Origin of the sequence: Actinoalloteichus spitiensis RMV-1378, from assembly GCF_000239155.1 — a bacterium.
In the GTDB taxonomy this organism is placed as follows: Bacteria; Actinomycetota; Actinomycetes; order Mycobacteriales; family Pseudonocardiaceae; genus Actinoalloteichus_B; species Actinoalloteichus_B spitiensis.
Genome location: NZ_AGVX02000181.1, coordinates 1 through 11,579 on the forward strand (window position 1 = coordinate 1; position 11,579 = coordinate 11,579).

The following is an 11,579-nucleotide window of genomic DNA, read 5'->3' on the forward strand; positions in this document are numbered from 1 at the left end:
GGGGGCCGCCACCGTCGGCCGACGGTGGCGGGCCATCGCACCACGGGCCGCTCAACCCGGGCGGCGACCGATCGAAACCGCCTGGCACTGACCACAGGTCGAACGGCGGGAAGCAAGAAGAAGTCCAGGAGGACAAACCAGTGGCGAAGGCCAAGTTCGAGCGGGACAAGCCGCACGTCAACATCGGAACCATTGGTCACGTCGACCACGGCAAGACCACCCTGACCGCGGCGATCACCAAGGTTCTGCACGACAAGTACCCGGAGCTGAACCCCTTCACGCCGTTCGACGAGATCGACAAGGCGCCGGAGGAGAAGCAGCGCGGTATCACGATCAACATCGCGCACGTCGAGTACCAGACCGAGAAGCGTCACTACGCGCACGTCGACGCCCCCGGTCACGCCGACTACATCAAGAACATGATCACCGGTGCCGCCCAGATGGACGGCGCGATCCTGGTGGTGGCGGCGACCGACGGCCCGATGCCGCAGACCCGTGAGCACGTGCTGCTGGCCCGTCAGGTGGGTGTGCCCTACATCCTCGTCGCGCTGAACAAGTCCGACATGGTGGACGACGAGGAGATCCTCGAGCTGGTCGAGCTCGAGGTCCGCGAGCTGCTCTCCTCGCAGGAGTTCCCCGGCGACGACGTGCCGGTCGTGCGCGTCTCCGCGCTGAAGGCGCTGGAGGGTGACGCCGAGTGGGGCGCCAAGCTCCTCGAGCTGATGGAGGCCGTCGACGAGAACGTGCCGGACCCGGTGCGTGAGGTCGAGAAGCCGTTCCTGATGCCCATCGAGGACGTCTTCACCATCACCGGTCGTGGAACGGTTGTCACGGGTCGTATCGAGCGCGGCCAGATCAACCTGAACGAGGAGGTGGAGGTGGTCGGCATCAAGGAGAAGTCCTTCAAGACCACCGTCACCAGCATCGAGATGTTCAAGAAGTTCCTCGACCAGGGCCAGGCCGGCGACAACGCCGCCCTGCTGCTCCGTGGTGTGAAGCGCGAGGAGGTCGAGCGGGGCCAGGTCGTGGTCAAGCCCGGCACCACCACGCCGCACAAGAAGTTCGAGGCGCAGGTCTACATCCTGTCCAAGGACGAGGGCGGCCGCCACACGCCGTTCTTCAACAACTACCGCCCGCAGTTCTACTTCCGGACCACTGACGTGACCGGCGTGGTGACCCTCCCCGAGGGCACCGAGATGGTGATGCCCGGTGACAGCACCAGCATCTCCGTCGAGCTGATCCAGCCGGTGGCCATGGACGAGGGTCTGCGGCTGGCGATCCGTGAGGGTGGCCGCACCGTCGGTGCCGGCCAGGTCACCAAGATCGTCGAGTGAGTCGTTGAGGAGGCGCGCTCCCCTGCGGAGCGCGCCTCCCCCCGATTTGGTGGCCACACCGCGGTGTGGCATCCTGTACGGGTTGCTCGCCCTGAGGGCGAGAGCCGGCGTCCCGAGCCAGATGGGAGCTTGGGTCGATTACGGATCGCCGCCGGGGGTTCTCCGCTGTGCGGAGGACGGCGGTGGCGATGGATCCCAACGACCAGAGCCGACGGGCAGGTCTGTGAGCATCGGGCGCGACACGCCCGACCGCGTGGACCGGTGACCGTGATGACTGGCCGTGTTTCCTCCGAGGTGGGGGCGCTGTCATGAGTCGGGACCAGGTCGGGGAGCAACGCGGCGAACTCGCAGCGTTAGTCACATAGCGGCACGAGACTAGAGGAACGGCAAGCCATCATGGCGGGACAGAAGATCCGCATCCGGCTCAAGGCCTACGACCACGAGGCGATCGACGCGTCCGCGCGCAAGATCGTCGAGACTGTGACGCGCACCGGCGCTCGGGTCGTCGGACCGGTGCCGCTGCCCACCGAGAAGAACGTGTACTGCGTCATTCGCTCGCCGCACAAGTACAAGGACTCTCGCGAGCACTTCGAGATGCGTACGCACAAGCGTCTGATCGACATCCTCGACCCGTCGCCGAAGACGGTGGATGCGCTCATGCGTATCGACCTGCCGGCCAGCGTCGACGTCAACATTCAGTGATTTCGGGCGCGACGGATTCCAAGCGGCGGAGATGAACGAGACCCATGTCTGACAGGCAGATCAAGGGGATCCTGGGTACCAAGCTCGGTATGACCCAGGTCTTCGATGAGAACAACCGGATCGTGCCGGTGACGGTCGTGAAGGCCGACCCGAACGTGGTTACGCAGATCCGGACCCCGGAGAAGGACGGCTACTCGGCCGTGCAGCTCGCCTTCGGCGCGGTGGACCCGCGCCGGGTGACCAAGCCGCGTGCCGGCCAGTTCACCGCGGCGGGCGTGACCCCGCGCCGCCACCTGGTGGAGCTGCGGACGGCCGACGCCGGTGACTACGAGGTCGGCCAGGAGGTGACGGCGGAGGTGTTCGACTCCGGCGTCCTGGTGGACGTCGTCGGCACCAGCAAGGGCAAGGGCACCGCGGGTGTGATGAAGCGGCACGGCTTCGCCGGCCTCGGCGCGAGCCACGGCACCCAGCGCAAGCACCGTTCCCCCGGCTCGATCGGTGGCTGCGCCACCCCGGGCCGCGTGTTCAAGGGCGTGCGGATGGCCGGCCGGATGGGCAACGTCCGGGTGACCACCCAGAACCTCAAGGTGCACCGCACCGACGTGGACGCCGGCCTCATTCTGATCAAGGGCGCCATTCCCGGCCCGAAGGGCGGACTGGTGCTGGTGAAGACCGCCGCGAAGGGTGGTGCCGTCTGATGAGCGCGAGCTCTGTTGAGATCAAGACCCCGGCTGGCGGGACCGACGGTTCGGTCGAGCTGCCCGCCGAGGTGTTCGACGCCCAGGCGAACGTGGCGCTGATGCACCAGGTCGTGGTGGCCCAGCAGGCCGCCGCCCGCCAGGGAACCCACTCCACCAGGACGCGTGGCGAGGTCGCCGGCGGCGGCCGCAAGCCGTACCGCCAGAAGGGCACCGGCCGCGCCCGGCAGGGTTCCGTGCGGGCTCCGCAGTTCGTCGGCGGTGGCACGGTGCACGGCCCGGTCCCGAGGGACTACACCCAGCGGACGCCCAAGAAGATGAAGGCCGCCGCCCTGCGCGGCGCGCTGTCGGACCGCGCGCGGGCCGGTCAGGTCCACGTCGTGTCGGCCGTGGTGGAGGGCGACGTCCCGTCCACCAAGAGCGCCCGCAAGGTGCTGGAGGGCGTCACCTCCGCTCGCCGGGTGCTGGTGGTCCTCACCCGTGAGGACATCCTCGGCTGGCAGAGCCTGCGCAACCTGACGAACGTGCACCTGATCGCACCGGACCAGCTGAACACGTACGACGTGCTGGTCAACGACGACGTGGTGTTCACCAAGGACGCGCTGTCGTCCTTCCTCGCCGGCCCCATCAGTGGCAAGGCGGTCACGGCGACCGCCAGGTCCTCCGAGGTGGCCGAGTCCGGCGTCGGTGAGGCTGAAGAGGAGGCTGGGAAGTGATTTCCGACCCCCGCGACATTCTGGTCGCGCCGGTGATCTCCGAGAAGAGCTACGGGCTCCTCGAGGAGAAGAAGTACACCTTCGTGGTGGCGCCGAGCGCGAACAAGACCGAGATCAAGATCGCGGTCGAGAAGGTCTTCGGTGTGAAGGTCACCACGGTGAACACGCTCAACCGCAACGGCAAGCGCAAGCGCACCCGCACCGGGTTCGGCAAGCGCAAGGACACCAAGCGGGCGATCGTGACCCTGCACCCGGACAGCAAGCCGATCGAGATCTTCGGCGGCCCGGCCGCGTGAGGCGGCCGGATAGTCGAACCGGACTCTAGTGACTGAGGACTGCTGAGACATGGGCATCCGCAAGTACAAGCCGACGACGCCGGGCCGTCGTGGCGCCAGCGTGTCCGACTTCGCCGAGATCACTCGGTCGGAGCCGGAGAAGTCGCTGGTGCGCCCGCTGCACGGACGTGGCGGCCGCAACGCGCACGGCAAGATCACCACCCGCCACAAGGGCGGCGGTCACAAGCGCGCCTACCGCCTGATCGACTTCCGCAGGGCGGACAAGGACGGCGTGCCGGCCAAGGTCGCGCACATCGAGTACGACCCGAACCGGACCGCGCGGATCGCGCTGCTGCACTACGCGGACGGGGAGAAGCGCTACATCATCGCCCCGGACAAGATCAAGCAGGGTGACCCGATCGAGAGCGGCGCTCGCGCCGACATCAAGCCCGGCAACAACCTGCCGCTGCGCAACATCCCGACGGGCACCGTGGTGCACGCGATCGAGCTCCGCCCCGGCGGCGGCGCGAAGATCGCCCGCTCCGCCGGCTCGCGGGTGCAGCTCGTGGCGAAGGACGGCCCCTACGCGCAGCTGCGGATGCCCTCCGGGGAGATCCGCAACGTGGACGTGCGCTGCCGCGCCACGGTGGGTGAGGTCGGGAACTCCGAGCACAGCAACATCAACTGGGGCAAGGCGGGCCGCAACCGCTGGCGGGGCAAGCGCCCCACGGTGCGTGGTGTCGTCATGAACCCGGTCGACCACCCGCACGGTGGTGGTGAGGGCAAGACCTCCGGTGGTCGCCACCCGGTGAACCCGAACGGCAAGCCCGAGGGTCGGACCCGCCGCCGCAAGCCGAGTGACAAGCTCATCGTCCGCCGCCGGCGCACCGGCAAGAAGCGCTGAGCAGGGAGGGAGTGAAGGATGCCACGCAGCCTGAAGAAGGGCCCGTTCGTTGACGACCACCTGCTCAAGAAGGTGGACGCGCTGAACGAGACCGGCAAGAAGACCGTCATCAAGACCTGGTCCCGCCGCTCGACGATCATCCCGGACATGCTGGGCCACACCTTCGCGGTGCACGACGGCCGCAAGCACGTCCCGGTGTTCGTCACCGAGTCGATGGTCGGGCACAAGTTGGGCGAGTTCGCCCCGACCCGGACCTTCAAGGGACACGTCAAGGAAGACCGCCGGTCGCGCCGCCGCTGAGGCGCCAACCGTGACACGGATGAACCAAGAGCAAGGGGTAACAGCGATGAACGCCCGAAAGGACGCCGCGGCGCCGGAAGACGCGGAGACGCCGTCGCGCGCCGTGGCGCGGGCCCGCTACGTCCGCGCGACGCCGATGAAGGTGCGCCGCGTGGTCGATCTCGTGAGGGGCCGCAACGCCCAGGAAGCTCTGGCCGTGCTGCAGTTCGCGCCGCAGGCGGCGAGTGAGCCGGTAGCGAAGGTGGTCGCCAGCGCGGTCGCCAACGCACAGAACAACCTGGATCTTGACCCGGACACGCTGTGGATCTCCACGATCTACGTGGATGAGGGGCCGACGCTGAAGCGGATTCGGCCGCGCGCCCAGGGGCGGGCGTACCGAGTCCGGAAGCGGACCAGCCACATCACCGTCGAGCTCGAGTCGCGCCCGAAGGCCGCGGCGGGTGCTCGCAAGTCCAGCGCGAAGGGAAGTGCCCGGTAGTGGGTCAGAAGATCAACCCGCACGGCTTCCGGCTGGGGATCACCACTGACTGGAAGTCCCGCTGGTACGCCGACAAGCAGTACTCCGAATACGTCGCCGAGGACGTGAAGATCCGCCGGATGCTCTCCAAGGGCATGGAGCGGGCCGGTATCGCCAAGGTGGACATCGAGCGGACCCGGGACCGGGTGCGCGTCGACATCCACACCGCGCGGCCGGGCATCGTCATCGGTCGTCGTGGTGCCGAGGCGGACCGCATCCGGTCGGAGCTCGAGAAGCTGACGAAGAAGCAGATCCAGCTCAACGTCCTCGAGGTCAAGGGGCCGGAGTCGGACGCCCAGCTGGTGGCCCAGGGGGTCGCCGAGCAGCTGTCGAACCGTGTCGCGTTCCGGCGCGCCATGCGTAAGGCGATCCAGTCGGCGATGCGGTCGCCGCAGGTCAAGGGCATCCGCGTCAAGGTCAGCGGCCGGCTCGGCGGCGCCGAGATGTCCCGTTCCGAGTTCTACCTCGAGGGTCGGGTGCCGCTGCACACGCTGCGCGCGGACATCGACTACGGCTTCTTCGAGGCGAAGACGACGTTTGGCCGGATCGGCGTCAAGGTGTGGATCTACCGGGGTGAGCTGGTCGGCGGGCTGAAGGCCCGCGAGGCCAACACCGAGTCCCGCCCGCCGCGCCGTGACCGCTCCGACCGCCCGAACCGCCGTCGTGGCGAGGGCGGGCAGCGGGGTGGCCGGGCCAAGGAGGCCGTGACGGCTGGCGCCGGCGCGACCGAGTCCACCCCGGCGGCGGCTGAGGCGCCTGCCGAGAAGACGGAGGGCTGAGAGATGCTCATCCCGCGCAAGGTCAAGTACCGCAAGCAGCATCGCCCGGTCCGCCGTGGCATGTCCAAGGGCGGGAACCAGGTCACCTTCGGTGAGTTCGGCATCCAGGCGCTGGAGCCGGCCTACGTGACCAACCGGCAGATCGAGTCCGCTCGTATCGCCATCACCCGGCACATCCGCCGTGGCGGCAAGGTCTGGATCAACATCTTCCCGGACCGCCCGCTGACCAAGAAGCCGGCCGAGACCCGGATGGGTTCCGGTAAGGGTTCGCCGGAGTACTGGGTGGCCAACGTGAAGCCCGGTCGGGTGCTGTTCGAGATGAACTACCCGAACGAGCCGGTGGCTCGTGAGGCCCTGCGCCGCGCGATCCACAAGCTCCCGATGAAGTGCCGGATCGTGACCCGTGAGGGTGGTGAGTTCTGATGGCAGCGGCTACCACGAGCGCGGCCGAGCTGCGTGAGCTCAGCCACACCGACCTGGTGCAGCGTCTGCGGGAGGCCAAGGAGGAGCTGTTCAACCTCCGTTTCCAGATGGCCACCGGCCAGCTCGAGAACAACCGTCGGCTGCGCGTCGTGCGGCACGACATCGCCAGGATCTACACGGTGATGCGTGAGCGCGAGCTGGGCCTCTCGGTGTCGCCGGAGCAGGACGAGGCCACGGATGAGGGTGCCGCATGAGTGAGAAGGACGTGAACGGCGCGGTGACTGACACCACGGGTGGCGACGCGCGCAACAGCCGCAAGGTGCGCGAGGGATACGTCGTGTCCGACAAGATGGACAAGACGATCGTGGTCCAGCTCGAGGACCGCAAGAAGCACGCGCTCTACGGCAAGGTCATGCGGCGCACCACCAAGGTGAAGGCGCACGACGAGCAGAACACCGCTGGCGTCGGTGACCGGGTGCTGCTGATGGAGACCCGGCCGCTGTCGGCCACCAAGCGGTGGCGGCTGGCCGAGGTCCTGGAGAAGGCCAAGTAAGAGGCCCGAGGGCACCTGTGGTGTCCTTGGTCTGGACGGGTGGCGGCCCGACGGTGGTCGGGCCGCCCTCCGCATGAGGAGACCGCGTGCGTCGGGTCGGAAATCCGGCGCACAAGAAGCAGGTCAGGAGTAGACGTGATCCAGCAGGAGTCGCGGCTTCGGGTCGCCGACAACACGGGCGCCAGGGAGATCCTGTGCATCCGGGTTCTCGGTGGGTCCGGGCGGCGGTACGCGAGCATCGGCGACATCATCGTGGGCACCGTGAAGGAGGCCATCCCCGGCGCCAACGTCAAGCGTGGCGACGTGGTGAAGGCCGTCGTGGTGCGCACCGCGAAGGAGAAGCGCCGTCCGGACGGTTCCTACATCCGGTTCGACGAGAACGCGGCCGTCATCATCCGGAACGACAACGAGCCGCGTGGGACCCGCATCTTCGGCCCGGTCGGCCGGGAGCTTCGGGACAAGAAGTTCATGAAGATCATTTCGCTGGCGCCGGAGGTGCTCTGATGAAGGTGCACAAGGGCGACACCGTGGTGGTCATCGCCGGTAAGGACAAGGGTGCGAAGGGCAAGGTCATCCAGGCCTACCCGCAGACCCAGCGCGTCCTGGTCGAGGGCGTGAACCGGATCAAGAAGCACACCAAGATCTCCCGTACCCAGCGTGGCGCGCAGTCCGGCGGCATCGTGACGCAGGAGGCCACCATCCACGTGAGCAACGTGCAGGTGGTCGACTCCGACGGGAAGCCGGCGCGCGTGGGTTACCGCGAGGACGAGGACGGTCGGCGGGTGCGGATCTCCCGCAGGAACGGTAAGGACATCTGAGCATGACGACCGCAGAGAAGATCGTCCCCCGGCTGAAGGTCCGCTACCGCGAGGAGATCGTCCCCGGCCTGCGCGAGCAGTTCGACTACGGCAACCCGCACCAGATCCCCGGTGTGGTCAAGGTCGTCGTCAACATGGGCATCGGCGAGGCGGCCCGGGACGGCAAGCTGATCGAGGGCGCGGTGCGCGACCTCGCCAGCATCACCGGCCAGCGGCCCGAGGTGCGCCGGGCCCGCAAGTCCATCGCACAGTTCAAGCTCCGTGAAGGCATGCCGATCGGCGCCAGGGTCACCCTGCGCGGCGACCGGATGTGGGAGTTCCTTGACCGACTGCTGACGATCGCGCTGCCGCGTATCCGCGACTTCCGCGGCCTGTCGGACCGGCAGTTCGACGGCAAGGGCAACTACACGTTCGGCCTGAGCGAGCAGTCGATGTTCCACGAGATCGATCTCGACTCGATCGATCGTCCGCGGGGCATGGACATCACGGTCGTCACCTCGGCGATCAACGACGAGGAGGGCCGGGCGCTGCTGCGCCGGCTGGGCTTCCCGTTCAAGGAACGCTGAACCGACCGTCCGTCATCGCGACGTGAGCATCGAAGTTGAGGAGAACCGATGGCCAAGAAGGCGCTGATCGCGAAGGCGTCGCGCAAGCCGAAGTTCGCGGTGCGGGCCTACACCCGTTGCCAGCGCTGCGGGCGTCCGCACGCCGTGTACCGCAAGTTCGGCCTGTGCAGGGTGTGCCTTCGTGAGATGGCCCACCGCGGCGAACTGCCCGGTGTGCACAAGTCGAGCTGGTGACGTGGCGGGCGCCGGAGCCGGCGCCCCACGCCCAGCTCGCTGACCACTAGTTCGCTCAAGGCCCCGACGGGGAACCAGGGCGAGAAAGGTTGACCAGGTCACCATGACGATGACCGACCCGATCGCAGACTTCCTGACACGTCTGCGCAACGCCAGCTCGGCATACCACGACGAGGTCGTGCTGCCGCACTCCAAGCTGAAGGCGAACATCGCCGAGATCCTCAAGCGCGAGGGTTACGTCTCCGGCCACCGCGTCGAGGACGGCGAGAAGAGCCAGAACCTGGTCGTCGAGCTCAAGTACGGGCCGAACCGCGAGCGCAGCATCGCGGGCCTGCGGCGTGTATCGAAGCCCGGCCTTCGGGTGTACGCCAAGTCCACCAACCTGCCGCGCGTGCTCGGTGGCCTTGGTATCGCGATCATCTCGACCTCCGGCGGTCTGATGACCGACCGGCAGGCGGCCAAGCAGGGCGTGGGCGGGGAAGTCCTCGCCTACGTCTGGTGAGGAAGGGGGTAACGGCATGTCGCGCATTGGAAAGCTGCCGATCACCGTTCCCTCGGGTGTCGATGTCGCCATCGACGGCCGCACGGTGACGGTGAAGGGCCCGAAGGGTTCGCTCAGCCACACGCTGGCGGAACCCATCACCATCGATCGTGACGAGGATGGCTCCCTGCTGGTGAGCCGTCCCGACGACGAGCGGAAGAGCAGGTCGCTGCACGGGTTGTCGAGGACTCTCGTCAACAACCTGATCATCGGCGTGAACCAGGGCTACGAGAAGAAGCTGGAGATCCACGGCGTCGGTTACCGCGTGACGCTCAAGGGCTCCGAACTGGAGTTCGCGCTCGGCTTCAGCCACCCGGTGAAGATCGCGCCCCCGGAGGGTGTGACGTTCCAGGTGGAGAGCCCGACCAAGTTCTCCGTCCACGGCATCGACAAGCAGCGCGTGGGCGAGGTCGCGGCCAAGATCCGCAAGCTGCGGCGGCCGGACCCGTACAAGGGCAAGGGCGTGCGGTACGCGGGCGAGGTCATCCGCCGCAAGGTCGGAAAGACGGGTAAGTGATCATGAGCGAAAGCACTGCAACCACCGCCGCCAAGCGCAAGCCCGTCGGCAAGGACGTGTCGACCACGCGTCGGGTGGCCAGGGCCCGCCGGCACTTCCGTCTCAGGAAGAAGATCAGCGGTACGGCGGAGCGGCCGAGGCTGGTCGTCCACCGTTCCTCGCGGCACATCGTGGCCCAGGTGATCGACGACCTGGCAGGCCACACGCTGGCGTCGGCGTCGAGCCTCGAGGGCGACGTCCGGGCGCTGGACGGCGACAAGAAGGCCAGGGCGGCCAAGGTCGGCGAGCTGGTGGCGGCCCGCGCGAAGACCGCGGGCATCGGCACCGTCGTGTTCGACCGGGGCGGCTACGAGTACCACGGCCGGATCGCGGCCCTGGCCGACGCCGCGCGCGAGGCGGGGTTGGAGTTCTGAGAACCATGGACAGGATCGAGTCGAACGAGAGGGTCGTCTGATGCCAGGACGCACGCGTCGTGACGGCGGGTCGGAGCGCGGAGAGCGCCGCGACCGCCGGGACGGTGGCCGCGGCGGGGCGGCCCAGGAGAAGACCCCGCATCTGGAGCGCGTGGTCGCGATCAACCGCGTGGCCAAGGTCGTCAAGGGCGGTCGGCGCTTCAGCTTCACCGCGTTGGTGATCGTCGGAGACGGCGACGGCATGGTCGGTGTCGGATACGGCAAGGCGAAGGAGGTGCCGGCCGCGATCGCCAAGGGCGTCGAGGAGGCCAAGAAGAGCTTCTTCCGCGTTCCCCGGATCGCCGGCACCATCACGCACCCCATCCAGGGTGAGGCGGCGGCCGGTGTGGTGCTGCTGCGTCCGGCGGCTCCCGGTACCGGTGTCATCGCCGGTGGCCCGGTGCGCGCCGTCCTGGAGTGCGCCGGTGTCCACGACGTGCTGAGCAAGTCGCTCGGCAGCGACAACGCGATCAACATCGTGCACGCGACGGTGGCCGCGCTGAAGGGCCTCCAGCGGCCGGAAGAGGTCGCGGCTCGCCGTGGTCTGCCGCTGGAGGACGTCGCGCCGGCCGGAATGCTGCGGGCCAGGGCCGGGCAGGGAGTGTGACATGGCGCAGCTCAAGGTGACCCAGGTGCGCAGCACCATTGGTAACAAGCAGAACCAGCGGGACTCGCTGCGGACGCTCGGGCTGCGGAAGATCCGCCAGTCCGTGGTCCGTGACGACAACCCCGAGGTTCGCGGTCTCATCAACACCGTCCGCCACCTGGTGACGGTGGAGGAGGTGAACTGAGGGCCATGACCATCAAGATTCACCACCTGCGGCCCGCGCCCGGTTCCAAGACGGCCAAGACCCGTGTGGGTCGTGGTGAGGGTTCCAAGGGCAAGACCGCGGGTCGTGGAACCAAGGGCACCAAGGCGCGGAAGAACGTGCCTGCCGCCTTCGAGGGTGGGCAGATGCCGCTGCACATGCGGCTGCCCAAGCTCAAGGGCTTCAAGAACCGTTTCCGGGTCGAGTACCAGGTCGTGAACGTCGCTGACCTGGGCCGGCTCTTCCCGGAGGGCGGCACGGTCGGTATCGACGAACTCGTCGCCGCCGGCGCCGTCCGCAAGAACCAGTTGGTGAAGGTGCTGGGTACCGGCGATCTGGGTGGCGTCAAGCTGGACATCACCGCCAACGCCTTCTCCAGCAGCGCGATCGAGAAGATCACCGCCGCCGGTGGGACGACCACCACGGTCTGATCGCGTCAGA

At 67.9% G+C, this 11,579-nt stretch carries 22 protein-coding genes; all 22 read left to right on the forward strand.

Going from position 1 to position 11,579, the window contains the following annotated elements:
• The first annotated feature begins 140 nt into the window (after window positions 1-140).
• The 22 genes from tuf (at window position 141) to rplO (ending at window position 11,569) form a co-directional block, all read left to right on the forward strand.
• A complete protein-coding gene (gene tuf / locus ACTIDRAF_RS0209405; protein ID WP_016698485.1) occupies window positions 141-1,334 on the forward strand; it encodes an elongation factor Tu in 1,194 nt (397 codons plus the stop codon).
• Between the two features lie 396 nt (window positions 1,335-1,730).
• A complete protein-coding gene (gene rpsJ, locus ACTIDRAF_RS0209410; protein WP_016698486.1) occupies window positions 1,731-2,036 on the forward strand; it encodes a 30S ribosomal protein S10 in 306 nt (101 codons plus the stop codon).
• Window positions 2,037-2,080: 44 nt separating this feature from the next.
• Entirely contained in the window at window positions 2,081-2,734 is a 654-nt protein-coding gene (rplC, locus tag ACTIDRAF_RS0209415) for a 50S ribosomal protein L3 (RefSeq protein WP_016698487.1), read from the forward strand.
• On the forward strand, window positions 2,734-3,450 hold the full coding sequence (rplD, locus tag ACTIDRAF_RS0209420; protein WP_016698488.1) for a 50S ribosomal protein L4: 717 nt from the start codon (window positions 2,734-2,736) through the stop codon (window positions 3,448-3,450). The genes rplC and rplD overlap by 1 nt, the downstream gene beginning before the upstream one ends.
• On the forward strand, window positions 3,447-3,746 hold the full coding sequence (gene rplW / locus ACTIDRAF_RS0209425) for a 50S ribosomal protein L23 (RefSeq protein WP_016698489.1): 300 nt from the start codon (window positions 3,447-3,449) through the stop codon (window positions 3,744-3,746). The genes rplD and rplW overlap by 4 nt, the downstream gene beginning before the upstream one ends.
• A gap of 49 nt (window positions 3,747-3,795) precedes the next feature.
• Window positions 3,796-4,629 carry a 50S ribosomal protein L2 gene (gene rplB, locus ACTIDRAF_RS0209430; RefSeq protein ID WP_016698490.1) on the forward strand — a complete coding sequence of 278 codons (834 nt, stop codon included), beginning with the start codon at window positions 3,796-3,798 and terminating at the stop codon, window positions 4,627-4,629.
• An 18-nt stretch (window positions 4,630-4,647) separates the two neighbouring features.
• A complete protein-coding gene (gene rpsS, locus ACTIDRAF_RS0209435) occupies window positions 4,648-4,929 on the forward strand; it encodes a 30S ribosomal protein S19 (RefSeq protein WP_016698491.1) in 282 nt (93 codons plus the stop codon).
• Between the two features lie 46 nt (window positions 4,930-4,975).
• The gene (gene rplV / locus ACTIDRAF_RS0209440; RefSeq protein ID WP_016698492.1) at window positions 4,976-5,407 is read left to right on the forward strand and encodes a 50S ribosomal protein L22; all 432 of its coding nucleotides are present in this window, start codon (window positions 4,976-4,978) and stop codon (window positions 5,405-5,407) included.
• A complete protein-coding gene (gene rpsC / locus ACTIDRAF_RS0209445) occupies window positions 5,407-6,225 on the forward strand; it encodes a 30S ribosomal protein S3 (RefSeq protein ID WP_016698493.1) in 819 nt (272 codons plus the stop codon). Before rplV ends, rpsC begins: the two co-directional genes overlap by 1 nt.
• Window positions 6,226-6,228: 3 nt before the next feature.
• Entirely contained in the window at window positions 6,229-6,648 is a 420-nt protein-coding gene (gene rplP, locus ACTIDRAF_RS0209450; RefSeq protein WP_016698494.1) for a 50S ribosomal protein L16, read from the forward strand.
• Window positions 6,648-6,902 (forward strand): 50S ribosomal protein L29, encoded by a 255-nt coding sequence (gene rpmC / locus ACTIDRAF_RS0209455; protein ID WP_016698495.1) that lies wholly within the window; start codon window positions 6,648-6,650, stop codon window positions 6,900-6,902. Before rplP ends, rpmC begins: the two co-directional genes overlap by 1 nt.
• Window positions 6,899-7,201 carry a 30S ribosomal protein S17 gene (gene rpsQ, locus ACTIDRAF_RS0209460; RefSeq protein WP_016698496.1) on the forward strand — a complete coding sequence of 101 codons (303 nt, stop codon included), beginning with the start codon at window positions 6,899-6,901 and terminating at the stop codon, window positions 7,199-7,201. The genes rpmC and rpsQ overlap by 4 nt, the downstream gene beginning before the upstream one ends.
• A 135-nt stretch (window positions 7,202-7,336) precedes the next feature.
• Complete coding sequence (gene rplN, locus ACTIDRAF_RS0209465; RefSeq protein WP_016698497.1) at window positions 7,337-7,705, forward strand: 50S ribosomal protein L14; 369 nt, start codon at window positions 7,337-7,339, stop codon at window positions 7,703-7,705.
• The gene (gene rplX / locus ACTIDRAF_RS0209470) at window positions 7,705-8,019 is read left to right on the forward strand and encodes a 50S ribosomal protein L24 (protein ID WP_016698498.1); all 315 of its coding nucleotides are present in this window, start codon (window positions 7,705-7,707) and stop codon (window positions 8,017-8,019) included. Before rplN ends, rplX begins: the two co-directional genes overlap by 1 nt.
• A gap of 2 nt (window positions 8,020-8,021) precedes the next feature.
• On the forward strand, window positions 8,022-8,585 hold the full coding sequence (rplE, locus tag ACTIDRAF_RS0209475) for a 50S ribosomal protein L5 (protein ID WP_016698499.1): 564 nt from the start codon (window positions 8,022-8,024) through the stop codon (window positions 8,583-8,585).
• A gap of 48 nt (window positions 8,586-8,633) precedes the next feature.
• Entirely contained in the window at window positions 8,634-8,819 is a 186-nt protein-coding gene (locus tag ACTIDRAF_RS0209480; protein ID WP_016698500.1) for a type Z 30S ribosomal protein S14, read from the forward strand.
• 103 nt (window positions 8,820-8,922) lie between these two features.
• Window positions 8,923-9,321, forward strand: a complete 399-nt coding sequence (gene rpsH, locus ACTIDRAF_RS0209485; RefSeq protein WP_016698501.1) for a 30S ribosomal protein S8 — start codon at window positions 8,923-8,925, stop codon at window positions 9,319-9,321.
• 16 nt (window positions 9,322-9,337) lie between these two features.
• Entirely contained in the window at window positions 9,338-9,877 is a 540-nt protein-coding gene (gene rplF, locus ACTIDRAF_RS0209490) for a 50S ribosomal protein L6 (RefSeq protein ID WP_016698502.1), read from the forward strand.
• Entirely contained in the window at window positions 9,874-10,290 is a 417-nt protein-coding gene (rplR, locus tag ACTIDRAF_RS0209495; RefSeq protein WP_016698503.1) for a 50S ribosomal protein L18, read from the forward strand. Before rplF ends, rplR begins: the two co-directional genes overlap by 4 nt.
• 40 nt (window positions 10,291-10,330) lie before the next feature.
• Complete coding sequence (gene rpsE / locus ACTIDRAF_RS0209500; protein WP_016698504.1) at window positions 10,331-10,936, forward strand: 30S ribosomal protein S5; 606 nt, start codon at window positions 10,331-10,333, stop codon at window positions 10,934-10,936.
• 1 nt (window position 10,937) lies between these two features.
• Complete coding sequence (gene rpmD / locus ACTIDRAF_RS0209505; RefSeq protein WP_016698505.1) at window positions 10,938-11,120, forward strand: 50S ribosomal protein L30; 183 nt, start codon at window positions 10,938-10,940, stop codon at window positions 11,118-11,120.
• A gap of 5 nt (window positions 11,121-11,125) precedes the next feature.
• Complete coding sequence (rplO, locus tag ACTIDRAF_RS0209510) at window positions 11,126-11,569, forward strand: 50S ribosomal protein L15 (protein ID WP_016698506.1); 444 nt, start codon at window positions 11,126-11,128, stop codon at window positions 11,567-11,569.
• Window positions 11,570-11,579 lie beyond the last annotated feature (10 nt).